This window comes from Nocardiopsis ganjiahuensis DSM 45031 (assembly GCF_000341085.1).
Lineage (GTDB): Bacteria > Actinomycetota > Actinomycetes > Streptosporangiales > Streptosporangiaceae > Nocardiopsis > Nocardiopsis ganjiahuensis.
In genome coordinates this window covers 127,501-150,989 of sequence record NZ_ANBA01000003.1, presented here as the reverse complement: position 1 = coordinate 150,989, position 23,489 = coordinate 127,501, and the positions used below count along the sequence as shown (strand labels likewise).

The 23,489-nt window shown below is 70.9% G+C and carries 27 protein-coding genes and 2 tRNA genes; 18 read left to right on the top strand and 11 right to left on the bottom strand.

Annotated elements, in window-relative coordinates:
- Positions 1-19: 19 nt before the first annotated feature.
- Entirely contained in the window at positions 20-535 is a 516-nt protein-coding gene (locus D458_RS32935) for a helix-turn-helix domain-containing protein (protein ID WP_083936236.1), read from the bottom strand.
- Between the two features lie 57 nt (positions 536-592).
- Here D458_RS32935 and D458_RS0104505 point away from each other — a divergent pair, with 57 nt between their 5' ends.
- From D458_RS0104505 to D458_RS0104495, 3 genes are all read left to right on the top strand, one after another.
- Positions 593-1,183, top strand: coding sequence for a class I SAM-dependent methyltransferase (locus D458_RS0104505; protein ID WP_017585532.1), 591 nt, complete (start codon positions 593-595; stop codon positions 1,181-1,183).
- A gap of 80 nt (positions 1,184-1,263) precedes the next feature.
- On the top strand, positions 1,264-2,061 hold the full coding sequence (locus tag D458_RS0104500) for a class I SAM-dependent methyltransferase (RefSeq protein ID WP_017585531.1): 798 nt from the start codon (positions 1,264-1,266) through the stop codon (positions 2,059-2,061).
- A 191-nt stretch (positions 2,062-2,252) separates the two neighbouring features.
- Complete coding sequence (locus D458_RS0104495) at positions 2,253-3,491, top strand: phospholipase D-like domain-containing protein (RefSeq protein WP_017585530.1); 1,239 nt, start codon at positions 2,253-2,255, stop codon at positions 3,489-3,491.
- Between the two features lie 32 nt (positions 3,492-3,523).
- Here the strand turns inward: D458_RS0104495 and D458_RS37840 are convergent, their stop codons facing one another.
- Positions 3,524-4,852 (bottom strand): helix-turn-helix transcriptional regulator, encoded by a 1,329-nt coding sequence (locus D458_RS37840; protein ID WP_017585529.1) that lies wholly within the window; start codon positions 4,850-4,852, stop codon positions 3,524-3,526.
- Between the two features lie 144 nt (positions 4,853-4,996).
- Between D458_RS37840 and D458_RS32925 the strand changes: the two genes are divergently transcribed.
- Both D458_RS32925 and D458_RS32920 read left to right on the top strand, forming a co-directional pair.
- Positions 4,997-5,470 carry a DoxX family protein gene (locus tag D458_RS32925; RefSeq protein WP_017585528.1) on the top strand — a complete coding sequence of 158 codons (474 nt, stop codon included), beginning with the start codon at positions 4,997-4,999 and terminating at the stop codon, positions 5,468-5,470.
- Between the two features lie 14 nt (positions 5,471-5,484).
- Positions 5,485-6,186, top strand: coding sequence for an intradiol ring-cleavage dioxygenase (locus tag D458_RS32920; RefSeq protein WP_083936233.1), 702 nt, complete (start codon positions 5,485-5,487; stop codon positions 6,184-6,186).
- A gap of 10 nt (positions 6,187-6,196) precedes the next feature.
- Here D458_RS32920 and D458_RS0104475 read toward each other — a convergent pair whose 3' ends face one another.
- Positions 6,197-6,400: a hypothetical protein gene (locus D458_RS0104475; RefSeq protein WP_051049586.1), complete on the bottom strand. Its 204-nt coding sequence runs from the start codon at positions 6,398-6,400 to the stop codon at positions 6,197-6,199.
- Between the two features lie 273 nt (positions 6,401-6,673).
- Positions 6,674-6,746 (bottom strand) — tRNA-Arg (locus D458_RS0104470).
- Between the two features lie 423 nt (positions 6,747-7,169).
- On the opposite strand from D458_RS0104470, the gene D458_RS0104465 reads away from it, so the two are divergent.
- Entirely contained in the window at positions 7,170-8,279 is a 1,110-nt protein-coding gene (locus D458_RS0104465; RefSeq protein ID WP_026118989.1) for a M15 family metallopeptidase, read from the top strand.
- A gap of 194 nt (positions 8,280-8,473) precedes the next feature.
- Here the strand turns inward: D458_RS0104465 and mscL are convergent, their stop codons facing one another.
- From mscL to D458_RS0104445, 4 genes are all read right to left on the bottom strand, one after another.
- Positions 8,474-8,881, bottom strand: a complete 408-nt coding sequence (mscL, locus tag D458_RS0104460; protein WP_017585524.1) for a large conductance mechanosensitive channel protein MscL — start codon at positions 8,879-8,881, stop codon at positions 8,474-8,476.
- 67 nt (positions 8,882-8,948) lie between these two features.
- Positions 8,949-9,650, bottom strand: a complete 702-nt coding sequence (locus D458_RS0104455; RefSeq protein ID WP_017585523.1) for a CpaB family protein — start codon at positions 9,648-9,650, stop codon at positions 8,949-8,951.
- A gap of 221 nt (positions 9,651-9,871) precedes the next feature.
- Positions 9,872-10,261: an FmdB family zinc ribbon protein gene (locus D458_RS0104450; protein WP_017585522.1), complete on the bottom strand. Its 390-nt coding sequence runs from the start codon at positions 10,259-10,261 to the stop codon at positions 9,872-9,874.
- 204 nt (positions 10,262-10,465) lie between these two features.
- Positions 10,466-11,107, bottom strand: a complete 642-nt coding sequence (locus D458_RS0104445) for a 5-formyltetrahydrofolate cyclo-ligase (protein ID WP_017585521.1) — start codon at positions 11,105-11,107, stop codon at positions 10,466-10,468.
- 216 nt (positions 11,108-11,323) lie between these two features.
- Between D458_RS0104445 and galU the strand changes: the two genes are divergently transcribed.
- From galU to D458_RS0104410, 7 genes are all read left to right on the top strand, one after another.
- Positions 11,324-12,265: a UTP--glucose-1-phosphate uridylyltransferase GalU gene (galU, locus tag D458_RS0104440; RefSeq protein ID WP_017585520.1), complete on the top strand. Its 942-nt coding sequence runs from the start codon at positions 11,324-11,326 to the stop codon at positions 12,263-12,265.
- A 110-nt stretch (positions 12,266-12,375) separates the two neighbouring features.
- Complete coding sequence (glp, locus tag D458_RS0104435) at positions 12,376-13,602, top strand: molybdotransferase-like divisome protein Glp (protein ID WP_017585519.1); 1,227 nt, start codon at positions 12,376-12,378, stop codon at positions 13,600-13,602.
- A gap of 193 nt (positions 13,603-13,795) precedes the next feature.
- A complete protein-coding gene (gene moaC / locus D458_RS0104430; protein ID WP_017585518.1) occupies positions 13,796-14,299 on the top strand; it encodes a cyclic pyranopterin monophosphate synthase MoaC in 504 nt (167 codons plus the stop codon).
- Complete coding sequence (locus D458_RS0104425) at positions 14,292-14,813, top strand: MogA/MoaB family molybdenum cofactor biosynthesis protein (protein ID WP_017585517.1); 522 nt, start codon at positions 14,292-14,294, stop codon at positions 14,811-14,813. The genes moaC and D458_RS0104425 overlap by 8 nt, the downstream gene beginning before the upstream one ends.
- Before the next feature lie 253 nt (positions 14,814-15,066).
- On the top strand, positions 15,067-15,786 hold the full coding sequence (locus D458_RS0104420) for a GNAT family N-acetyltransferase (RefSeq protein WP_026118988.1): 720 nt from the start codon (positions 15,067-15,069) through the stop codon (positions 15,784-15,786).
- A 404-nt stretch (positions 15,787-16,190) separates the two neighbouring features.
- Positions 16,191-16,871 carry a divisome protein SepX/GlpR gene (sepX, locus tag D458_RS0104415; protein WP_017585515.1) on the top strand — a complete coding sequence of 227 codons (681 nt, stop codon included), beginning with the start codon at positions 16,191-16,193 and terminating at the stop codon, positions 16,869-16,871.
- A 58-nt stretch (positions 16,872-16,929) separates the two neighbouring features.
- A tRNA-Ala gene (locus tag D458_RS0104410) sits at positions 16,930-17,003 on the top strand.
- Between the two features lie 7 nt (positions 17,004-17,010).
- Here the strand turns inward: D458_RS0104410 and D458_RS32915 are convergent.
- The 3 genes from D458_RS32915 to D458_RS0104395 form a co-directional block, all read right to left on the bottom strand.
- Positions 17,011-18,558 (bottom strand): tyrosine-type recombinase/integrase, encoded by a 1,548-nt coding sequence (locus D458_RS32915; RefSeq protein WP_017585514.1) that lies wholly within the window; start codon positions 18,556-18,558, stop codon positions 17,011-17,013.
- A 9-nt stretch (positions 18,559-18,567) separates the two neighbouring features.
- Complete coding sequence (locus D458_RS0104400; protein WP_152521041.1) at positions 18,568-18,855, bottom strand: hypothetical protein; 288 nt, start codon at positions 18,853-18,855, stop codon at positions 18,568-18,570.
- A 281-nt stretch (positions 18,856-19,136) separates the two neighbouring features.
- A complete protein-coding gene (locus tag D458_RS0104395) occupies positions 19,137-19,622 on the bottom strand; it encodes a hypothetical protein (RefSeq protein WP_017585512.1) in 486 nt (161 codons plus the stop codon).
- Positions 19,623-19,812: 190 nt separating this feature from the next.
- On the opposite strand from D458_RS0104395, the gene D458_RS32910 reads away from it, so the two are divergent.
- From D458_RS32910 to D458_RS32895, 5 genes are read left to right on the top strand one after another with little or no spacing between them, the layout of a single operon-like run.
- Positions 19,813-20,064, top strand: coding sequence for a helix-turn-helix transcriptional regulator (locus D458_RS32910; RefSeq protein ID WP_017585511.1), 252 nt, complete (start codon positions 19,813-19,815; stop codon positions 20,062-20,064).
- Positions 20,061-20,342: a hypothetical protein gene (locus tag D458_RS32905; RefSeq protein WP_017585510.1), complete on the top strand. Its 282-nt coding sequence runs from the start codon at positions 20,061-20,063 to the stop codon at positions 20,340-20,342. Before D458_RS32910 ends, D458_RS32905 begins: the two co-directional genes overlap by 4 nt.
- Positions 20,343-20,362: 20 nt before the next feature.
- Positions 20,363-20,683 (top strand): hypothetical protein, encoded by a 321-nt coding sequence (locus tag D458_RS0104380; RefSeq protein WP_017585509.1) that lies wholly within the window; start codon positions 20,363-20,365, stop codon positions 20,681-20,683.
- Entirely contained in the window at positions 20,680-21,564 is an 885-nt protein-coding gene (locus D458_RS34720) for a bifunctional DNA primase/polymerase (RefSeq protein WP_017585508.1), read from the top strand. Before D458_RS0104380 ends, D458_RS34720 begins: the two co-directional genes overlap by 4 nt.
- Positions 21,561-23,210: a hypothetical protein gene (locus D458_RS32895; protein ID WP_017585507.1), complete on the top strand. Its 1,650-nt coding sequence runs from the start codon at positions 21,561-21,563 to the stop codon at positions 23,208-23,210. Before D458_RS34720 ends, D458_RS32895 begins: the two co-directional genes overlap by 4 nt.
- Positions 23,211-23,489: the final 279 nt, after the last annotated feature.

Here is a 23,489-nt window from a genome sequence, read left to right as displayed (position 1 = left end):
GGGGGACAGGCCGGTCCCCTCAACCGGACACGGCACCCCTCAGCGGACCGGGGCCTTTCTCGCGCCCGGTCCCTCCCGTGTGCGCTTCTCCCGTGCACACGGCGGTGGTGTTCTCCAGGAGCTCCCGCGCCCGCGGACACTCCACGGTGTTCGGGTGCCGGCAGGCCATGCTGTGCTCCAGCATCTCCATGGCCTCGCGCAGCTGCTCCATGCGCCGGGCCAACTCGTCCAGGTGCGCGCTGAGCAGGTCCCGCAGGGCCTGCTGGTCCGGGGCGTCGAGGGCCTCGCGGATGCGCGCCAGACTCATCCCCGCCCGCTGTGCCCGCAGGACCAGCGCGACCCGGCACCGCTGGTCGTCCGTGTAGCGCCGCTGCCCGCCCGAGCGCCGGGCCGGTACGAGCACACCCACGGACTCCCAGTGCCGCAGGACGTGGGTGGCCAGTCCGAAGGACCGGGCCAGCTCGCCGATGGTCAGTTCCCCGCCGGAGCGCCCGTCCGCGGGCCGGACTCCGTCGTTCGCCTCGCTTGACTTCATGTCCACATGAACTTCCAGACTGGGCCTCCTGTCAAGGGACCAGCCGGGGAGGCCGTCATGGACGAGAGAACAGAGCGGGTGCGCAGGATGTACGACCGGGCGTCCGGCGGCTACGACCGGGGGGAGCGGCTCCAGCGGTTCGTGATCGGCGACGCCCGCCCCCGCCTGTGCGGCCGGGCCGAGGGGAGGGTCCTGGAGGTGGCCGTCGGGACCGGCCAGAACCTGGGGCACTACCCGCCCGGTGTCGAACTCACCGGCGTCGACCTGAGCCCCGGCATGCTCGCCCGGGCCAGGGCGCGCGCGGCCGGGCTCGGGCTGCGGGCGGAACTGGTCGAGGGCGACGCCCAGGAACTCGCCTTCGCCGACGGGGCCTTCGACACCGTGCTCTGTGCCCTGGCGCTGTGCACCATCCCCGACCAGCGGCGGGCGCTCGGGGAGATGCGTCGTGTGCTCCGCCCCGGCGGGCTCCTGCTGCTCGTCGACCACATCGAGTACACCCGCTGGCCCCTCCGCGTCAGGGAGGCCGGGAAGGAGCGGCCGCGCCGGCTGCCGAGGACCGTGGCGGAGGAGGTCGGGTTCGGGGTCGAGGAGCACGGCCGGACCGCCCTCGGGTTCGTGGAGCACGTGGTCGCCCGGCGGACGGGCTGACGGGCGCCGGACCGCCGGGGAAACCGGCGGGGTCGGCGGTGCGCGAGGACAACGGAGACGTCCGATGTGAAAGTAGTTCCATGGCTACGCACAGTGAACTTCGTGACTTCTGGGAGCACCGGCTCGAGGGCGACTGGACCGAGAGCGGCGTCGGCTACCGGGCCCTCGGACGACCCTTCAACAGCTGGATGTACCGGGTCCGGGAGGAGGTCTTCCTCCGCGAGGTCGGCCGGCTGGGTCTCGAGGGCGCCAGCGTGCTCGACGCGGGCAGCGGCACCGGTTTCTACGTGCACCAGTGGGAGCGCCTCGGCGTCGGGGACGTCACCGGCTGCGACATGACCGACGCCGCCGTCGAACGCCTGCGCGGGCGGTTCCCGAACCACCGCTTCGTCCGGCAGGACGTGTCCGAACTGGACGCCTTCGAGGACGCCAGCTTCGACGCCGCCTCCTGCATGGACGTGCTCTTCCACATCACCGACGACGACAGGTACGCCGCCGCCTTCCGCAACCTCGGCCGGGTGGTGCGCCCCGGAGGCACCCTCGTGATCTCCGAGAACTGCCTCCAGCGCCCCGAACAGCGCGGCGAACACCAGGTCAACCGGACCCTGGAGACGATCTCGGCGCTGGCGGACAAGGCCGGGTTCGACACCGTCCGCCGGGTCCCCATGCTGATGCTGATGAACGCCCAGGTCGACGCCTCCCTGCCGTGGCGCAAGGCGTGGGGCGCCTTCCTGCGCGCCGCGACGGTCACCGCGCCGACGGGGTGGCTCGCCGGGGCGCTCCTCTACCGGGTGGACCGCAGGCTCGTCCGCGGCCGTCGGGAGAGCCCCACCACCGAACTGCTGGTGCTCCGGCGACGCGAGGAGGACAGCGCCTGAGGGCGGTGCCCGAGGCCGTTCCGGGAGGCGGGCCGGGGCCGTGCCGGTCCCCCGGTCCGGGGCGGCCCGCCCGGGGCGCGGTTCGTGTCGAGTGCCGGACTGCGGGCCGGGTTACGGTGGACTTCCACCTTGTGCCGGGGTGGCCGCCGTTCCCCGGGGCGCGGCGGAGGGCCTGTTCGGGAGGCGACCGCATGCTGAGACGCTCGACCATCACGACCTGGGCCAAGCGAGGACTCCTGGGGCTGCTGATCACCCAGGTCGCGGTGGTGGCGACCCTCATCGGGATCGACCACTGGCGCAAACAGGTACGGCCGCACCGGGTCAACTTCCCCCGCACCGAGCCGGCCTCGATCCCGGTCGGGGAGACCACCGCCACGGTCTACACCTACGGTGAGAACCTCTTCGAGGACATGCTCGAGGCGATCCGGGGCGCCCGCCACCGGGTCCTGTTCGAGTCGTTCATCTTCAAGTCCGACGCGGTGGGCCAGGAGTTCAAGTCGGCGCTGATCGAGGCCGCCGAACGCGGTGTCGAGGTGTACGTCATCTACGACGGCTTCGCCAACCTCGTGGTCCCGCGCTCCTTCTTCAGGTTCCCGCCCTCCGTGCGGGTCCTGCGCTACCCGGTGTTCCGCCCCGGCGTGCTGCTGCTGAACGTGCGCAAGTCCGGCCGCGACCACCGCAAGATCCTCACCGTGGACGGTGAGGTGGGCTTCGTCGGCGGGTTCAACATCGGCTCCACCTACGCCATCGAGTGGCGCGACACCCACCTGCGGGTGGTCGGCTCCGCGGTGTGGGAGCTGGAGAACGCCTTCGCGGACTTCTGGAACACCAACCGGCGCGCGGGCGAGCCCGCGCTGGAGGGGTTGGGCGACGCCGAGTGGGACTCGCGCATCCGGGTCCACCGCAACGTGCCCGAACTGCTCATCTACCCGATCCGGGCGATGTTCCTGGAGGCCGTGGACCGGGCCAAGGAACGGGTGATCTTCACCCAGGCCTACTTCATCCCGGACCGCGAGCTCGCCAACGTCCTCATCGAGGCCGCGGGCCGGGGCGTGGACGTCAACATCCTCGTGCCGGAGAACTCCAACCACGTCGTCGCCGACTGGCTGGCCCGGGGGCGGTACTCGGAGCTGCTCCGGGGCGGGGTGCGGCTGTGGCTCTACCAGGACGCCATGGTGCACGCCAAGACCGCCACGGTGGACGGCCGGTGGAGCACGATCGGCACCGCCAACGTGGACCGGCTCAGCCTCACCGGCAACTACGAGATCAACGTGGAGATCTTCGACGAGGGTGTGGCCAAGCACCTGGAGAAGGTCTTCGAGACCGATCTCACCAACGCCCGCGAACTCACCGAGGAGGAGTGGCGCGGGCGCCCGTTCGCGGCCAAGTTCAGCGAGATCGTCCTCGCCCCCTGGCGCGGCTTCCTGTGAGCCCGCACCAGTAGCCCTCGGGCAACGGGAGCTCAGGAGGTGGTGCCCCGACGCCCGGGGACCAGTCCGAGGTCCCGCGCGGTCGCCGCGGCCTCTCCGCGGGAGCCCGCCCCCAGCTTCTCCAGGATGTTGGCGACGTGGTACTTGACCGTGTGCTCGCTGATGTTCAGCCGTTCGGCGATCTGGCGGTTGCGCCTGCCCAGGTCCAGCTGCTGGAGCACCTCGGTCTCCCGGGGGTTGAGCTCCCGGAGCGGACGCCCCCGCTCGAGTTCGGGCAGGTCCAGCGGCAGCCGGGTGCTGATCGTGGTGCCCCACCCCGGCACCGCCTCCACCCGGGGCCGTGCGCCGAGGCCCTCCAGCCCGGCACGCAGTCGCCGCAGACCGAGGTCGCCCTCTCCGAGCCGCCCGGGACCGTCGTCGCGTACCGACACTGCCAACGCGCTCTCCTCGACCTCCCAGGAGACCCGGATACGGCGCACCCCGGGCTGCTCCAGCATGGCGAGTACCGAACGCCGCACCGCGGCCCGGGCCGCGTCGGCCATCTCGGCGGGCAGCGGGTGGTCGCCCAGGCGGCTCGGCCGGACCAGTTCCAGTGCGGTCTCGTGGTGGCGCATGAGCACCAGGAGCTTGTCCGCCATCGTGGCGAAGGCCTCGTCGAGGCTTTCCGTGCCCTGGCCCCGGCCGCCGCTGCGACCGTCGTGGGCACGCAGGTCCACGAGGGCCGAGGCCGCGAGGCCTGTGGCGGTGCGCCTCGCGGTCGCGTCCTCGACGCTCCGGGAACGCAGGACGCCCAGAATCCCGGTCAGAGCGGCTTCCTGCGCGTCGGTGAGCTCGGCGACCGCGCGGTCGCGCTCACTGGAGACCAGGCGGGCCCGCGAGAGTTTGTCCGGTTCCGTGGCGGCGTTGAGGGTCTTCACGTGCAGGGTGGTCAGGTCCCACAGGTGCTGCACCACACCGAGCACGGCTGGGTCGGCTGCCGCGCCCGGAACCGGTTCCTGCGGAGTCTCATCGAGAACCGCTGCCAACAGGGTTCCGGCCGAACCGTCGGGGGAGGAGGCGGCCACGAGCACGGGGTGCTCGCCTCCGGCGATCTCGGTCCGACCGGCCCAGGGGGTGCCGGCCGTCACCTTCGCGGCCAGGGCCGCCAGGTCGGCGGTGCGGGCCCGGTCGGTGAGGGCCGGATCGCCATGGGTGCGTAGCGCGGCCTCGGAACAGTCCCCGGTCAGCACGAGCAGCGCCCGGTGCGGCAGTACCCGGGCCAGGACCCCGGACAGGGTCGGCAGGCTTCGTGCCAGTGGTGCTCGAACGAGGGTGAGGGCGGCCTCGAGAGCGTCTTCGGGGCTCGACCATTCCAGCGCCATGCCCCCACCGTACGTCGCCGGTCCGGGAGGCGTCCGCCGCTCTTTCGGCTAGGTCCGACCAGCCGAACGAGCGGCTTCGTTGCGGGTGGCCCGCTCGTGATCCTGGGGGTGCCGTCACGCAACCGAACCCCGAGGGATCTGACCATGAAGCCGAACCGACTACTCACCCTGGACGTGACCGTCCTCGTCGCCCGCCTCGGTATGGGGTGGACGATGATCGCCCACGGGGCGCAGAAGTTCTTCGAGTGGGGGATCGAGGGGACCGCCGCCTACATGGGCGCCGGCGGTGTGCCGTTGCCGCTGATCAGTGCCTCCTTCGCCGCCACCGTGGAACTCGGCGGCGGTGCGCTGCTCGTCCTCGGCGCACTGACCCGCGTCGCCGCCCTGGGCATGGTCGTGGTCATGGCCGGGGCCTTCACCTTCGCCCAGGACAGCACCACCATCTTCGTGCAGGACGACGGCTACGGCTACGTACTGGCCGTCGCGGTGTGCTGCCTCCTGATCGCCGCCCTCGGTTCCGGGAGGTTCGGCGTGGACCGTTGGCTCGCCGAACACTCCGGCGGCTTGCGGAAGGGCACTCGCCCCGCCGTGACCGGGGCCGGGGGCGCGGACTCGTGAGGGGACGGGGGAACATGCCGGAGAGAACGTCCGCACGACCGGGCACCTCTCGCCGCGCGGCGCTGGGCGCGGGGTTGACCGCGGCGGGTCTGGCCGCCTGCACCGGACCCGGGAACGGGGGAGCCGCACCGAAGAGCGGTCCCGCGCCCGTGGGCGCTCCGCCCTGTGTGCTCACCCCGGAGGGAACCGAGGGCCCCTACTACCTGGACCTCGACCTCGTGTGCCAGGACCTGGCGGAAGGGCGGCCGGGGGTGCCCCTGGCCCTGCACACGACCGTGGTGGACGCCGCCACCTGCGAGCCCCTCCCGGACGCGTCCGTCGACGTCTGGCACGCCGACGCCACCGGCGTGTACTCGGGTATCCGATCGGCGGGCACCGAGGGAGAACGCTTTCTCCGGGGCGTCCAGGTCACCGACGAGGAGGGGACGGCGGAGTTCGCCACCCTCTACCCGGGCTGGTACGACCGCCGGACCGTGCACATCCACGTGAAGGTGCACGTGGCCGGGAACGCGGTTCACACCGGGCAGCTCTACTTCGACGACGAGACCAACGCCCTGGTGGCCGCCGCGGACCCGTACGCGGGCAGGGAGGACCCCGTGGTGGTCAACGCCGACGACATGTTCTCCGGCACCATCGGCCCGGAGAACACCCTTCAGGTCACCGGTTCTCCGGAAGAGGGCTACCAGGCCGACATCGTGCTGGGGGTGCGCGCCTAGGGTCCCCGGATCAGAGGTCCTCGGGCGAGAACCTGGGGAACTTCCGAGGGAAGAACACGTCGGGTTCGGCCCGGCGCGGGCGCGGTCCGCCCCAGTGCTGCGGTCCGGGCTGGGGGTCCTTCTTCAGCGCCTCGGAGATCGCCGACGGCGACCCGCCCCGCTGCCGCCCCCGGGTCCCTGCCGGTTCCTGTGCCGCCCCTCGCGCCAGCTCCAGCGCGAGCTCCTCGTCCGGGACCTGTCTCCGGTTCGCTTTCCCCTCGGTCACGTGGTCTCCCCCCTGGTCGGCATGGCTTCCATGATCGACGCAGAGGGTGCCGGAAGCCCGGCCCGACACGGCGGTTCGCCGGAGGAGAGTCCCGGTGACGTGAGGCGCGGGGGAGGGGCGCGGGGGGACTTGTGGCGACTTGACCGGAAGCGGGGGGATTCATGAACCGGGAAAAGCGAACGGGCGTCCCTCTCGACCGAGAGGGACGCCCGTCCTCAGATGCGGCCCCAGCAGGATTCGAACCTGCGACACCCGCTTTAGGAGAGCGGTGCTCTATCCCCTGAGCTATGGAGCCATGGGTGTTGCCAGGGCCGGTTGTTACCCGGCCACGGGGCCAAGCCTAACCCAGGATGGGGGTGCATGGGGTTCGGTTTGGTCCTGCCCCGGTGCCGTCGCGGCACTCTGCGTGCGCGGCAGAGTACGCTGACCTACGATTGGTTGTCCTGGTTGCGGTGTGATGTTGTTCATGCCGCGTGTCGCGATTATGGCTGCTTGCGCGCTTCGGTCACTCTTGGCGGACGGGTGCGAGTGACATCGGCACCCCGATGACCAGGCTTTCTGTCGAAGGCCGGACGAGACGGTCAAGGGGACGGGAGCCAACTGCCCCGAGGTTCGGCCGTCGGGCCGTACGGTCCAGTGTGTCCGCATGTGGACATGTAGTACGTTGCCTTGCGGCCACGAGTAGGTGTTCGAGGAAAATGCAGCCGGAGGATCATTCGTGCCGTTCACTTCTGAGTCGGCGCGGCGGAGGTCCCGCGTACCGGGTATCGGGGTGCTGAGCGCCCTGGGCGCGCAGCACAGGGTCCGGATCGCGCAGGCGCTGACGCTCATGTTGGTCACGTCCCTGCTGGTCGTTCCCTTGCCCGACGCGGCGGTCGCCCCAGCGTCAGCCGACGCGAGCTTGGAGGATCTCCGCGAGCGCGCGGAGGAGTCCGCTGACGCCCTGGAGGAGGCGACCGACGAGTACGTCGCGCGCCAGGACGCCCTGGAGGAGGCGCAGGAGGAACTGATCGCGACCCTCCACGAGCTCCAACAGATCGAGGGTGACCTGAGCGACATGCGCGAACCGCTGGCCCAGCTGGCCAGCACCATGTACCAGCAGCCCGACGCCGGTGTCCTCGGCATCCTCGCGGCGGGCGACCTCGACGAGGACCTCCAGACGCAGGCCTACGCGGCCAAGCTGTCCGAGGACAACCAGGCGCTCATCCAGGACGCCACCGACCTGCGCCAGGAGCAGGTGGGGCTGGCCGGTGAGGCGCAGGAGCTCCAGACCTTCACCCAGCTGGAACAGGCGGAACTGGCCGCCGAGGTGACCTCGCTGCGCGAGCAGTCCGAGTCGAGCATGAACGAGCTCACCGACGAGCTGGAGTCCCGGGGGTTGGACCCCGAGGCCTACATGGCGGCGGCCGACTGCGATCCGAGCGCCGCCTCGAATGCGAACGGCTACCCCAACGGCCTGCTTCCGCAGGAAGCCCTCTGCTCGCTCTACGACGACAAGATGCTCAGGGCCGACGCGGCCGTGGACTTCCTCCAGCTGAACGTGGAGTACGTCGAGAAGTTCGGCGAGAACATATGCATCACCAGCGCCTACCGCGACCTGCCCAACCAGCACCGCGTCTACGCCGAGCAGCCGCCCGGGTTCGCCGCGGTCCCCGGCACCAGTAACCACGGCCTGGGTCAGGCGATCGACCTCGGCTGCGGCATCCAGAACTTCCGCTCGGAACGGTGGAACTGGATGGAGACCAACGGGGCCAAGTACAACTGGATCCACCCTGCCTGGGCGAAGTCCAGCCCCTTCGAACCCTGGCACTGGGAGTACGAGGGCTGAGGGGAGGCCGGACGGGCGTCCGGGAACCAGGTCCTCGAGAACACGAACGGGCGGTCCCGCGGGACCGCCCGTTCGTGTTCTCGGCGCGGCTCGCGGCGGACGCCCGGTCGCGTGATCCGGCCTCGGGAGGACCGGGACCGTGGGCCGTCTCCGGTCCGGGGCCGGGGAGGGCGGAACGGTCCGTGGGAGACGCCTCAGGCGACGGTCTCCGGGGTGACCTCGCTCGTGCAGTGCGCGCACTTGCTGGCCTTCTTGTTGATCTCCGTGTAGCAGTGGGGGCACTCCCGGGTGATGGCCTCCTCGGCCTTGACGAACCTCTCCATCAGTTTGCCGAGGGGCATGACCACGAAGAAGTAGAGGATCGCGGCGGTGATCAGGAAGGAGATCAGGGCGTCCACGAAGGCGCCGTACAGGAACCGGCTGCCGTTGATCTCGAAGTAGAGGTCACCGAAGCTCGGGACACCGCCGAAGATGCCGAGGAGCGGGGTGATGAACCCTTCGGTGAACGCCGAGATGAGGCCGGCGAAGACGGAGCCGATGACGACCGCGACCGCCAACTGCACCAGGTTTCCCTGGAGCAGGAACTTCTTGAAGCCTTCCATGGAACTGCCCTACGTGTTCGTGAGTGACTGATGTGCTCGGACAGCTTTCCCCACCTCAGGTCATCGGTCAACCGCGGATAGTGACGGACAGTCGTGAAGTGGTCGCGTGCCCGGCCAGGGCTCTGGCCTCCTCCGGGGTGGCCGCGATGAGGATCAGCGCCCCGCCCTCCCCTCCCCGGTCGCTCTCCGCCGGTACGGCGAGCACGGGACGGCCCCCGACCACCTCGACCGCGGGTCCGGCCCGGGACGGCGGCCCGCCGAGCTCTTCGTGGCCCGTCGCGGCCAGCACGTCCACCCGGCTGCCGGGGGAGAGCAGGCCGACCGCGCCCGGGTCGGCCACCCGCACCGGGACCGCGACCAGGTCGGGGCCGTAGGGCAGGGCCGGGGGATCGCTCAGGCGGGCGTCGGTGAGGACCTCGCCCCGGCGCACCGGGGCGTTCAAGGAGAGCCCGGCGGCGTCCTTCCCCGGTGACACCGCCTGCGGCTCCAGGGCTCCGTCCGGGACGGCGCGGTCCGCCAGAACCAGGGCGGTGAGGTCGCCCTCGGACAGGGGGTCGGCGGCGTCGAGGTCCCGCGCGGCGACGAGGACCTCGGTACTGGGTTCGGGGGGCGGCCGCAGGACGAGCACGGCGCTGATGGCGGCCAGGGCGGCCAGCACCGCGGCGACGGCGCGCCGGTGCCGGTCCAGCAGGCGGAGCGGGCCGCGCCGGTGGCGGTAAGGGGGAGCGGGCTGGGGCGAGGGAGCGAACTGGGGCGGGGCGTTGCTCATGCCCTCAACGCTAGGTCGGCCGGAGGTGCCCCGGAGCGTTGTCCACAGGGTCTTTTCCTCCGACGACCGCCTCGGATCCCGTGTCGGGGCTCACCCGCGGGAAACCGGGGCCTCGGGCAGCCGGATCCCGCTCAGCGGGGCCTCGGGCAGCCGGACCCGGGAAAGACAGAAGCGCCGCCGAGGGGTCTCGGCGGCGCGGCCGCGGTCAACGGTGCGGCGGCTCAGCTGCTGGTCGCGGCGGTGCTGCCGCTGGTGCTCTTGCTGCTCGAACTGTCGCTGCCACCCGTGCTGCTGGAAGCGGTGCCGGTGCCGGCGGAAGCGGTGCTGCCGGAGTCCGAGGTGGACTTGGCGGAGTCGGCGGACCCGCCGGCCTTGCCCTCGGCGCTGCTCTCGGCGGCGTTGGAGCCGGTCAGAGCGGAGCTGTTCGTGGTGGTCTTCCCGCTGTCGGTGCGGTAGAAGCCCGAACCCTTGAAGACGATGCCGACCGCTGAGTACACCTTGCGCAGGCGTCCCTCGCACTCGGGGCAGACCGTCAGCGAGTCGTCGCTGAAGCTCTGCACGACCTCCATCTGGGCGTCGCACTCGGTGCACGCGTACTGGTACGTAGGCACTGTTCCGGGTCCTCCTTGCTGGCACTCACACCCGTTGACTGCTAAATAGTACGCGTTCGCCGACCACAGCCGCGACAGCCCCTCACCGCTCGGGTCCCGGGTGTTCGCGGGCACGGCGTCCCGGGGGCGGGACGCGGCGGGCGGGGGTGCGGACGGGACCTGTTCGGGACACGACCGCCTGCCATAACGCTCCGGCCGGTCGCCTTAATCCCCGAGTGGGGGCGCGCCACCGGGCCAGAGCACCGCGGCGGGATCGAACACGTGGAGTCCGCCGCCGGGGGTGACCACGGCGTCCACGGGGCGGTCGTGCGGCTCCGCGGGGAGCTCCTCGACGAACTCGCCGTCGTGGACCACGGCGATCGCGGGGGTGTGCGGTCCCTTGTGGGCGAGCGCCCGGTCGTAGCAGCCCGCGCCGCGCCCCATCCGGGTTCCCCGCCGGTCCACGGCCAGGGCCGGGCAGATCACCGCGTCCGCGCGGCCCAGCACCTCGGCCCCGTAGCGGTGACCGGTGGGTTCGAGCAGCCCGTGCCCGGCCGGCGCGAGGCTGTCGGGGCCGTCGAAGGCCGCCCAGTCGAGTGTGCCGTCGGGGAGGAAGACCGGGAGGAGGACGTACGTGCCCCGTTTCCACAGCGCGCTCACCAGCCTGCGGGTGTCGGGTTCGCCGCCGACGGAGTAGTAGCAGGCCACGGTCCCGCCCATGGCCAGCCACGGCAGCTCCATGAGCGTGTCGCGGACCGCCGAGCCCACGCGGTCGCGCTCCGGTGCGCTCCGCTCCCTCCGCCCGGCGAGGAGGCGCGTGCGCAGCTCATGCTTGGCGGACCTGCTCTGGTCGTTCGGGACACCCATGGACCCAGTGTGGCACCCGCCCCGGCGCCTTCCGGAGGGGCGGGGCCCGAGCACGGAGGAGGCGGCCCCGTGTCGGCCGGGCGGTGAGCACGAGTTCCCCTGGGAGTGAACGGGCGGTGGCGATTTCTGCGCCTGCGTCCGAAACGACGGGTACTTCTCGGCCACGGGAACGCATCAGGCCACGTAACAGGGGTCGGCTGTCCTAAAGTGCCGTTCATGAGCGCCGACACCGACCAGACACGACCCCGTACCGACGCCGCCCCCGTGACCAAAGCGGTCGTGCCGGCGGCGGGACTGGGCACCCGGTTCCTGCCCGCCACCAAGGCCACTCCCAAGGAGATGCTGCCGATCGTGGACAAGCCCGCGATCCAGTACGTCGTGGAGGAGGCCGTCGAGGCCGGGCTCGACGACCTCCTGATGATCACCGGGCGCAGCAAACGCTCCATCGAGGACCACTTCGACCGGGCGTACGAGCTCGAGGAGGCCCTCGCGGCCAAGGGCGAGGAGGAGAAGCTCAAGTCGGTCCGCGAGTCCAGCGACCTCGCCCAGGTCCACTACGTCCGCCAGGGCGAGCCCCGGGGCCTGGGACACGCCGTGCTGTGCGCCGAGGCGCACGTGGGGGACAACCCCTTCGCGGTGCTCCTCGGTGACGACCTCATCGAGTCCGCGGACCTGCTCCGCCGCATGATCGAGGTCCGCGAGACCCACGGCGGCAGCGTCGTCGCCCTCATGGAGGTGGAACCCGAGCAGGTCTCCCTCTACGGCTGCGCCGCGGTGGAGCCCACCGACGAGGACGACGTCGTCAACGTCACGGACCTGGTGGAGAAGCCCTCACCCGAGCAGGCCCCGAGCCGGTGGGCGATCATCGGCCGCTACGTGTGCGACCCGGCGGTCTTCCCGGTGCTGCGCGACACCCCGCCGGGCCGCGGCGGGGAGATCCAGCTGACCGACGCGCTGAAGGAACTGGCCCGGACCAGCCCCGGGAACGGCGGCGGGGTGCGCGGAGTGCTGCTGCGCGGGAACCGCTACGACACCGGCAACAAGGCCGACTACATCCGCACCGTGGTCGAGTTCGCCTGTCGCCGCCCCGACCTCGCCGACGAGCTCCTGCCCTGGCTGCGTGAGTTCGTGGACCGTCAGGAGCGTCTGCGGGGCTGACACCTGAGGGCCGGGTCCGGGACGTCCGCTCCGGAGGTGGTCACAATGGGACCGGAGCCGCGCTCCGTGACGGGGGCGCTCCCAGCGCCCACACCATTCGGAAGGACCTCATGAAGAGCGTCGAACAGCACATCTCCGATCTTCTGGGGTTGGTCGCCACTCCCGAAGCGACCGAGCTGGACCTGCTCAAGGCACACGGGACCGTGCTCGCCGAGCCGGTGGTCTCCCCGGTGTCCCTGCCCGGCTTCGACAACTCCTCGATGGACGGGTACGCCGTCCACGCGGCCGACCTGGCCGGGGCATCGTCCGAGGCCCCGGCCAGGCTGCCGGTGGTGGCGGACATCCCGGCCGGCGATCCCGACCCGACCGCGATCCGCCCCGGCCTGTGCGCCCGCATCATGACCGGTGCGCCCCTGCCCATGGGGGCTGACGCCGTCGTCCCCGTGGAGTGGACCGACGGCGGTGCCGCCGAGGTACTGATCGACCGGCCCACCGGTCCGGGGAGCTTCGTCCGGCGCCGCGGGGAGGACGTCGAGGAGGGGGCGACGGTGCTCCGTGCCGGGGCCCGCATCGGAGCCGGTGAGATGGGGGTCCTCGCCGCGGTGGGACGCCGTTCGGTCCCGGTGCACCCCCGGCCGCGCGTGGTCGTGCTCTCCACCGGCGAGGAGCTGGTCGAACCGGGCCGTCCCCTCGGGCCGGGCCAGATCTACGAGTCCAACAGCTACATGATCGCCGCCGCGGCCAAGGACGAGGGCTGCGAGGTCCACCGCCACGGCTTCGTGGGCGACGACCCGGCCACCGTCTGGGACACCCTGGAAGGGCTCCTGGTCCGCGCGGACGTCGTGATCACCACCGGCGGCGTGAGCATGGGCGTCTACGACGTGGTCAAGGAGGTGCTGACCCGGCAGGGCACCGTGGAGTTCACCCAGGTGGCCGTGCAGCCCGGCAAACCCCAGGGGTTCGGGACGATCGGCCCGGACAAGACCCCGATCCTCACGCTCCCGGGGAACCCGGTGAGCGCGTTCGTGTCGTTCCACCTGTTCGTCCGGCCGGTCCTGCGCAGGCTGCGCGGACTGCCCCCGAACCCGCTCCCGAGCGTGCGCGCCCGGCTGACCGCCCCGGTCGGCTCGCCCCCAGGCCGCCGCTCCTACCTGCGTGCCGTTCTGGCGGGCCCCAGCGCCCCGGACGAGCTCCCCACGGTCGCCCCGGCGGTCCGGCAGGGCTCGCACCAGCTGTCCGCCCTGGCGGACGCGAACGGGCTCCTGGTCGTCCCCGAGGACACCACCGAGCTCCCCGCCGGCGCGTCGGCGGAGGTGCTCGTCCTGCCCGACCGCTGACCGCTGACCGCGGGTCGTCGGGTCCGTGCCCGCGGCCCGCACCGGCGGACCGGGACGGCGCGTCGCTGCCGAAGCCCCCGGTGTCTCAGGGTGGGAGTACCGTCTTCGTGGGACGCGTCACCCCGTGTCCCCGTGGTCAGCCGTACCGGCGGGCCGCGTGTTCGCGACGAAGACGATGAGTGGCCCCACAGCGATGACCGACACCCCACAGCCGGAAGCCCACCCCTCCGGCCTCACACACCTCGACGAGTCCGGCGCCGCGCGCATGGTGGACGTCTCCGGCAAGGACGTCAGCGCCCGCACCGCCACGGCCACGGGCCGGGTCCTGCTCACCCCCGCGACCGTCGCGGCCCTGCGCGGTGGTGAGGTCCCCAAGGGCGACGCCCTCGCGGTCGCCCGGATCGCCGGGATCCAGGGGGCCAAGCGCACCCCCGACCTCGTGCCCCTGTGCCACCCGATCGCCGTGCACGGCGTCGACGTGGACCTGACCGTCGTGGACGACGGGGTGGACATCAGTGCCACGGTGCGCACCGCGGACCGCACCGGGGTGGAGATGGAGGCGCTCACCTGCGTCATGACGGCGGCGCTCGGGCTGGTCGACATGGTCAAGGCGCTCGACCCCGAGGCGGAGGTCACCCGGGTGCGGGTGGAGGAGAAGACCGGCGGCAAGAAGGGCCACTGGAGGCGCGGTGAGTGAGCCGGTGGGCGCTCCGGTGCGCCGGGTCGCGGTGGTGACCGCCTCCAACAGGGCGGCCGCCGGGGTCTACCCGGACCGTTCCGGCCCGGTGATCGTCGAGCGGCTCCAGGCCCTGGGCTACGCGGTCGTCGGCCCCTGGGTGGTGCCGGACGGCGCTCCGGTGGCCGAGGCCATCGAGCGGGCGCTCCAGGAGCGGGTGGACGCGGTGCTGACCACCGGGGGCACCGGGCTCACCCCGCAGGACCTCACCCCCGAGGCGACGCGCCCGCTGCTCACCCGGGAGATCCCGGGGATCGCGGAGGCGCTGCGTGCGGCGGGCCGGGAGAAGGGCGTGCCCACGGCGATCCTCTCCCGGGGGCTGGCCGGGATCACCGAACGTTCCGGACACCGCGCGCTCGTGGTGAACCTGCCCGGTTCCCGAGGCGGTGTACGCGACGGGATGGACGTGCTGGAGCCGGTTCTGGGCCACGCGATCGACCAGCTCCGGGGCGGAGACCACCCTCGGGCCGAATGACACCGAACAATGACCGGAATCACATCCCGGGCATTCCGGGGGCAGAGAATTCCTTGACCCTGTGTCTGTTTTCGGTGCAGGAGTGAATGGAGTTTGGAATCATCCGATTCTCGTGTGGTGAGGGTGACGCCCGCCACCCCACGCCGACGGAGTGGAATACTGGAAGGCATCACCGACAACGGGTGCGCCACGGGCGCCAAGGGCCGGTGTCGCGACCGCGCAGGGCGGCGTCGAAGGCCTCGGAGGGACGGACGTGAATCGCAGACAGGGGTGGCCCGTCACCCTTCAGGAGGGGCCGATCGCGCTTCGCCCTCTGCGCCTTCGCGACGCTCCCGTGCTGAGGGACACCCGGGCGCGCAACGCCGAGTGGCTGCGGCCCTGGGAGCCCACGTACCCGGAGATGCCGCTGCGCACGACCGGGCTCACGCCCTACGTCGCGATGCTCCAGGCGATCCGTCGCGAGGCCAGGCAGGGCCTGTCGATGCCGTGGTCGGTCACCTACGAGGGCCGCTTCGTCGGTCAGCTCACGGTCGGCGCCATCGTGTGGGGTTCGGCCAGGTCGGCGCAGGTCGGATACTGGGTCGACAGCGCCTACGCGGGGCGCGGGATCGCCCCGACCGCGGTCGCGCTGGCGGTCGACCACTCCTTCTTCACCGTCGGACTCCACCGGATCGAGGCCAACATCCGTCCCGAGAACCGTGCCAGCCGACGCGTGGTCACCAAGCTGGGCTTCCGTGACGAGGGTGTGCGCAGACGCCAGCTCCACATCGACGGGGCCTGGCGGGACCACATCTGTTACGCGCTCACCACGGAGGAGGTCCCCCGGGGCGTGCTGCGCCGCTGGTACGAGGGAACGCCTTCCGGGCCGTCCGAGGAGGGTGGTTCCGGCCCGGGTTCCGCTTTGGGGCCACAGGGCCCGAACGGTGGCGGTGATCCGCGCGATCCGGCGAGTCCGCACCCGGGATCGAACTGAACATGGCAGCATCACGGATGCGCCCGGAGCTTAAACCCCTCTTTAAGCACAATGATTCATTACTTTGCGTTGAATTGGCACTGCGCTCCGCAGTCAGTGCCTGACCTGCTCTTTCGCTCGGGAGGGTGTGACGACCGAAACTGAGCGTCCACAATCTTGCGACACTCCGGTCGGAATGTGGCGCATTTATGGACACGGGGTCGTACCGTGCGGAACATAGACGCATTGACGATGCGGGCAACGCGTGGATATGGCACACGGGAATCGATCCCGGCCCGACCGGGGCCAGGAACGATGTCCGGCCGGAGGACGTCTCTACTTCCGGGAGTACGTCCAGCCACACGCGGAGCGGTGTCGACGAAGTGTCGACCAACGTTCAGTGGCCGTCATCGTGAGGAGGGGTGATGAGCAGCTCTCCTCTGTACCTGGCCATCGTGGTGGTCTGGCTCATCGTCCTCGTCCCGATGCTGCTGCGGAAGGACTCGGTGGACACCGTCCACGAGGACACCCGACGCGAGGACGAGGAAGCCGAGGCGACCGAGGCCGACGAGGAGACCGAGCACGGCGCGGAGGGCCTCTCAGGCGACGAGGGCGACCCGGACCTCACCGAGACCCAGGTGATGACCCGGCCCGCCGTCAACGGCGAACACACGGCCGCCGAGGAGGCTCCGGAGCGGAGCCGGCCTTCCGTGGAACGGAGTCCCCGCCCCGGGCGAGAACCCCGGTCCCGGGTCATCGCCCGTCGGCGCCGCCGCACCAGTGTCCTCACCCTGCTGAACATCGCCACCGTGGTGGCGGTCTCCTTCGGGCTGGGGCCCTGGTGGGTGATGGCTCCGCCGGTCCTGCTGCTCGCCGGGCACGTGGTCCTGCTCCGTGAGGCGGCCAAGGCCGACGCCGAGCGCCGCGAGGCCGAGGCCAGGGCGCGCCGCCGGGCGCTCCTCAGAGCTCGCCGGGCCGAGGCCGAGGAGGCCCGCGAAGCCGAACGGGAGGCCGAGCGCGAAGCCGAGGTCATCGCCTTCATCGAGCGTCGCAGCCAGGTCTACGACCAGTACGCGGACGCCCGCCTGAGGGCCGCCGGAGACTGACCGGGACAGCGGAGTTCGGACCATCCGAATTTTCCTGCTAGTCTTTGTCTCGTCTTCAGGGGCTATGGCGCAGTCCGGTAGCGCACCTCGTTCGCATCGAGGGGGTCTGGGGTTCAAATCCCCATAGCTCCACCGCAGGTCAAGACACACGCAGGGGCCGTCTCCGAAGGGGGCGGCCCTTCGTGTTGGGGGGATTCTGGGGGGATTTCTGCGCGACTTCTGTCCGCGCAGCCTCCTCCCGCAGCGGAGCCAGCAGGCCGTCGACGATCGGCACCGAACTGTTCGGGTCCATCTCGAACCGGGCCTGGAGCGCGCCCTCCCACCGCGCCGTCAACCCCGCCAACATCCGGTCCCGCATCTCCTGGGTGATGTGCGTGTACCGGGCGGCGATCCCGCCCATCTCGTGGCCCAGGCGCTCATGCGACAGGACCTCCGGCACCCCGTCCTCGACCAACCACGTCTTGTGGCTGTGCCGCAGCCCGTGCGGGGTGAGGTCCGGGACCACCGGGTCCCACTTCCGATCAGCGCGACCCTGATATCCACGACCGCGCACCGGCTCACCCGGGACAGCCTCGCCACTGACCGGGACCGGGCGGCGGGGCAACGGCGCCTTCGGCGGGTAGAACCCCTCGGTGGCGGGGGTGAACACGAAGCTGGCGAACCCGCTCCGGCGCCAGTGCGGGGTCATCCGCTCGCCGGGGTCCTCACCCTTCTTCCTGGCCTTGCCCGGCGCCGCTCTCTTCGTCGGCCGGCCGGTGAACACAAACGCGCCACCCGGGTGGGGCTGGGTGTCCGAGCCCGGCCGGGCGCACGCGCACACCTCCGTGCCGTCCTCCAGGAGGATGGTGGGGGAGGACCGGCGGCGCACCATGTGCTCGGACAGCAGGTCGGTCAGGAACGCAGGCAGGTCCACATCCCGGTACGAGTCTTCCTTCGGCGGGCACAGCACGAACGTCGCGTCGGGCAGCTCGTACACCTGGTGCTCGACCCGCAGACGGGCCATGCGCACGTACTGGCGCTGGAGGCCGACAGTCTCACCCCACCGGAGCCCCGCGTAGGCGATGAGGATGGTCTGCACGAACTCGTCGGCGCGGCCGGACAGGGCGGCCGCCCGTTCGGCGACCATCAGTGCCTCGAAAGGGCTGGCGATCGCCTTCTCCGGGCCGCGGTGCTTCGACTTCCCGGCGCGCTTCCCTCGCCCCTTCGGCCTGTAGACCGGGTTCGCGGTGATGAGCCCTTCCTGGGCTGCGTCCGCGAGGATCACGGACAGCACCCCCCGGTACGTCCGGATGGTCTCCGAGGACAGGCCCTCGGCTTTCAGGCGCCGCTCCCAGTCCGTGACCCGCGCGGAGGTGATCTCGGCCAGCGGCACGTCCTCGAAGTAGGGCAGCAACCGCGCTTCGATGTTCGTCCGGTACGCCGACATGGTCGAGGGTGCGAGGTCCTGCTGGACGTACCAGGTGTTCACCCACTGCCCGAACGTCTGGGACTTCCCGCTCTCCAGGGTGGCCGGCCGGAGCCCTGCGGCGATGCGGGCTTCCTCGGCGTCTCCCCACGCTTCGGCTGCCCGGCGGCTGGTGAAGTACTCCCCGGTGTCGGGGTGGCGGTCTCTGGACGCGCGGGTCCCGTCCGCCTTCGTGTAGCGGGCCCGCCACTGGCGGTTCCCACGGGGTTCTGCATATGCCACAGGGGTCTCCTATTCGGGGTGTAGCCGGACCTCCATCGGGATCTGGTCCGGGGTGGCGGTCATCCTCTGCACCTCTGGGGGGAGGCACCGGTGGAGGTCCTCGTCCGGGATGTGCAGAGGGACGTGGAAGATGCTGCGCCAGGGGATCTGCTCGGCGCGGTCCAGCAGGAGCACGCCGTGGCGGGCTGCCACGGTGGCCGTGATGGCGCGGCGCAGGTGCATGATGACGATCTGCTCGTCGGGCTCGTCGAACCGCTCTATGGCCACGGCGCGGTCCTGGCGGTCGGCGACACACATAAAGAATCTCACGGTACGTGACGAGAAAGCCTGGGCGGACTGGGGTCCTGGGGGTTGGCTCGACTCAGTCATGGGTGGTGCTGCCCCTCCTCCACTTGTCCGAGTTTTACCCGGTCAGTGACATGAGGTTACTGGTGGGACAGGTCACAAAGGAAGATCAAGCGTGTACTAAATTATGCGAACCGTTGTTCGAAAAATCTTACCGCACCTGGGTAAACCCAGCGTTGGGTGGCGCGTCGCCGCCGTCGCCGACGCGCACCGGGGCTGTGTACCGAGAGTGATTACCGCTTTCGGGCGAGCCGCCTGCGCTGGCGGACTTCTGCCTCGTTCATCACCTCCCGCAGCTCCTGGCGGACGACGTCGATGGGGGTCGAGTCGAAATCGGCGATGGACATGGAGGCTGGCCGCCCGTCGATGATCCGCGTGAGGGTCCAGGCGACGCCGCCGCCTTCCAGGGGCCGCTCGTCGAGCCACTCGGCGCCCTCGACCGTGGCAGCCGTGCTGTCGTACCCCGTGGGGGCGGGGTCGTCGAGCAGGCGGACGGCGGACGGGTCCTGGGTGGCTCGAACGCGGGCGAGGGAACCCCGTTCGAACCCGAGTGCGTCATCGAAGGCGTGGAGGGTTTCGGGGTCTACGCGCTCCTCTAGGCGTACGTTTCTCAGGGTGTTGTGACTCTTGCCTGCGCGGGTGTGTATGCCTCGCCAGTCCAGACCTAGGGCCTGTCGCTGGGCGTTCATCGCGCGCTCCGTGGGGGTGCGATCGCTCATAGCTTCCGATCGTATGCAGTCTTGTGCAATCCCGATAGCCACCCGGATGAATCTTTGGTCAAGGTCACCTAAGAAGCCCAGGTCACGGGTTTGGGACTGCCATGAACCCTGGCCGGAAGTAGCCATGTAGCTATGCAGCTTCTAGGAAACATCAGTTGCATAGTGATGCAAAGTTGCATACTCTCGTGCCATGAGCACCACAGTCACCACGGCTGACGCCCGACGGGAACGCAACGCGCCCGCCGCCGCGCGTCTTCGCCGGATCCGCTACGACCGGGGCCTGACTGTTGCCCAGGTCGCTGCCGAGCTCGACGTCGCCGAACGCACCGTCTACGCCTGGGAGCAGGGCCACGCCCGCCCGGAGCCCGCCACCTACTCCCGCCTCCGGACCCTGCTCGACACCGAGGACGGTCTCTGGTTCGGCGAGGAGGGGCCCCGATGAGCACCGGACTCCCCGCGATCTACCGCGTACAGGACGCTGCGAAGGCTCTCGACGTGACCGTGGCGTGGATGGAGCGCAAGGCCAAGGCCCGCGCGATCCCGGTCCGGATCATCGGCGGGCGATACGCGTGGACCGAGGACGACCTCGCCCAGATCGTCGCCGCCAGCCTCCAGGAGCCCGCCGCCCCGACCGCGCCCCGACCGCGCAAACCGCGCGCCACGGCCGTGTCCGGCCCGCCCGCCGCCCCCGTACTCACCGCGCGCAAGCGCCGCCGCTGAACCACACCCCGGGGGACATCTTGACCACCATCACCGTCCGCGCGCGGATCACCGTCCGCACCAACCGCGGGTTCCTGGCCGACGCCGACGCGCGCGCCGCCCGCCGCACCATCCGAGGTCTCACCCCGGGTACCCCCGTCGACCTGATCATCACCGGGCAGATCACGGGCATCGGCCCGTGGGCCCTCCACCCGCTCGGCGACCTGCTCGCCGACGCCAGCGAGGTCACCATCCACACCGACACTCCGACGGCCGCCGCTGACCTCACCCGCGCGGTGGAGTCCGCGATCGGCGCCGAGCACGAGATCCGCCCCACCGGCAGGGCCGGGGGTGTCCGTTGACCGCCACCCTCATGAGTCGCCGCGACGCCGCGATGACCTACGTGGAGCGGGGCTGGCACGTGTTCGCGTTGTCCGCGGGCAAGAGCCCGTTGGCGAACTGCCCGACGTGCCGGACCGGAGCGCACCGCGCCCCCGCCGAGATGGAGGCGTGCGGGTGCCTCACCTGCCACGGGTTCTATTCGGCGACGACCGACCTCGACCGGGTCGCCGCGATGTTCGCGGGGCACCCTGACCGGCTGCTCGCCATCCGCACCGGCAAGGTCAGCGGGATCGCGGTCGTCGACGTCGACCCCCCGGAAGGGCTCGACACGATGCGCGACCTGATGGCCGAAGGGCTGCTCCCGGAGACCTGTGCGCAGCGCACCGGGTCCGGCGGCTGGCACCTGCTGTACGAGCACCCGGGCGGGTACGTGATGTCCGGCGCCGGGAAGATCGGCCGCAAGATCGACAGCAAGGCCGACGGCGGGTACATCGTCGCCTCACCGAGCATCCACCCGCGCACCGGCGAACCGTACACGTGGCGGTGGGACTACCCGACCGCGCCGCTCGCCCCGATGCACCCCACGTTGGTGGCCCGGCTCCGGCCGGAACCACCCGCGCCCCGTCTGGCCACCGGCACCGGGTTCACCACCCTGACGTCGAAGCGGTTGCAGGGCCTGGTCGACACCGTCCTCAAGGCCGAGGACGGCAACGGCAACAACTCGCTCTACTGGGCTTCGTGCAAGGCCGGCGAGATGGTCGCGAAGGGCGAGATCTCCGAACAGGTCGCCTTCGCTGCGCTCTCCGCCGCCGCCGCCCAGCTCGGCATCCCCGAACGCGACGCCGGACGGTCCCCGCAGCACGGCACCATCGGCTCCGGCCTGAGGCGGGGGACCCGATGACCGACACCCCCGCCCCGTCCGGCGCGGACATCGTCGGCCAGGTCCTCGACTCCCACGGCGTCACCCCGACCGAGCGTCCCGAGCTCGACATCACCCACGAGCCCTACGCGATCCTCGGCCTGACCGACCTCATCGGCGACGGCACCATCCCGGAGACCTACGTCCGCAACGGCGCCCTGTCCCAGATCGTGCAGGTGTCCGGCGACGTCCTCGCCGCCCAGGAGAACACGCTCCCGCTCGCCGTAGTCGACGTCACCGCGGACGCACTCCGGCGGCTCCTGGCCCGCCACGCCTACCTGTACAAGACCAGCGAGAAGAAGGACGGCACCATCAAACGCACACCCGTTTCCCCCTCCGTCAGCATCGCGAAAGCGGCCCTGTCCGAGACGCACTGGCCGAAGGTGCGCCCGCTCGCCGGGGTCGTCGGCGCCCCGGTGATGCGACCGGACGGCACGGTTCTCCAGGACCCCGGGTACGACGACGCGACCCGTCTCTACTACGCGCCGGTCCGAGACCTGGCCCGGGTCCCGCACCTACCCAGCGGGGCCGACGTCGACCGGGCCCGCACGTTCGTCCTGGACCACGTCCTCGCGGACTTCCCATGGGCCGACGGGGGCAGCCGGGCGAACTTCGTCGCGTTGATGATGACGCCGCTGCTCCGCCCGTTCGTCGGGGGGCTGGCCCCGCTCGGCGCGGTGTCAGCGTCCGCGCCCGGGTCCGGCAAGACCCTGCTCACGGACATCCCCTCGAAGCTGTTCGGGGCGACCAGCAGGCCGTGGGTGCAGGACGACGCCGAGCTGCGCAAGTCGATCACCGCCACCCTGAAGACGTCCTCCGACCCCGTGGTGGTGTTCGACAACGTGGGCGAGTTCGATTCGGTCGACCAGCCCACCCTGGCGAAGCTCCTCACGTCCGCGGCCTGGTCCGACCGAGAGCTGGGGAGCAGCAACCAGATCGGCGTCCCCAACGACAGGTCCTGGTGGGTGACCGGCAACAACCTGTCGTTCGGCGGAGACATGCCCAGCCGGACGGTGCTCGTGGTCCTGGACCCGCGCGTCCCCAACCCCGACCTGCGTACCGGGTTCACCATCCCCGACCTCGGCGAGTGGCTGGAGGACTCCACCAACCTCGCCGAGCTACTCCACCACCTGCTCGTGCTGGCCCGCGCCTGGGTGGTGGCCGGCGCCCCGAGCTCAGACCGCAGCATGAGGAACTTCCGCCGGTGGGCCCGGTCCATGGCGGGGTTCACCGAGTGGATGGGTGTGCCCGGGTTCATGGCCAACGCCGACCAGCTCGCCGCTCACGATGAGGAGGGCGCCCAGTGGCACGCGTTCCTGGCCACCTGGTACTCGAAGTACACCACGAACCCGAAGACGTGCGTGGAGCTGCTGAAGAGCGCCGAGACCGCGTGGTCTGGGTTCGGGCCGAGCGCCGATGACCCGTGGGAGGGCGCCTTCCTCACCAAGGCCGACGGGTCCAAGCCGTCCGCCCGCGGGCTCGGCAAGATGCTCACGGGCAAGGCCGGGCGGTTCTACGGCGAGTACACCGTCCGGTCGGTGTTCGACAAGAAGACCAAGATCTTCCGCTACTACGTCGACCGGGTCATCTCCGAGGCGCCCGCGGAGCGGGAGATGGCGCATGCGTAGCGGGGTGTGTGGCGGGGTTTGGCGGATTCCAAACCCCGCTAACCCCGCCCGGGGCGGTGACCTCGGAGAACACCCCGGAAGGGCCCCTCCGGCGGGGTGTGGGTGGCGGGGTTTAGGAATCCACACCCCGCCTAAACCCCGCCAGGTGTTTTCCCAGGTCAGAACCTACTTCCTTAGAAGTAGCGGGGTTTAGCGGGGTTTAGAGACCAGAAACCCAATGCGTGAAGAAACAAAAACAGACACTAGAGGACATAGGTAGACAAAATGACGTCAGAACGA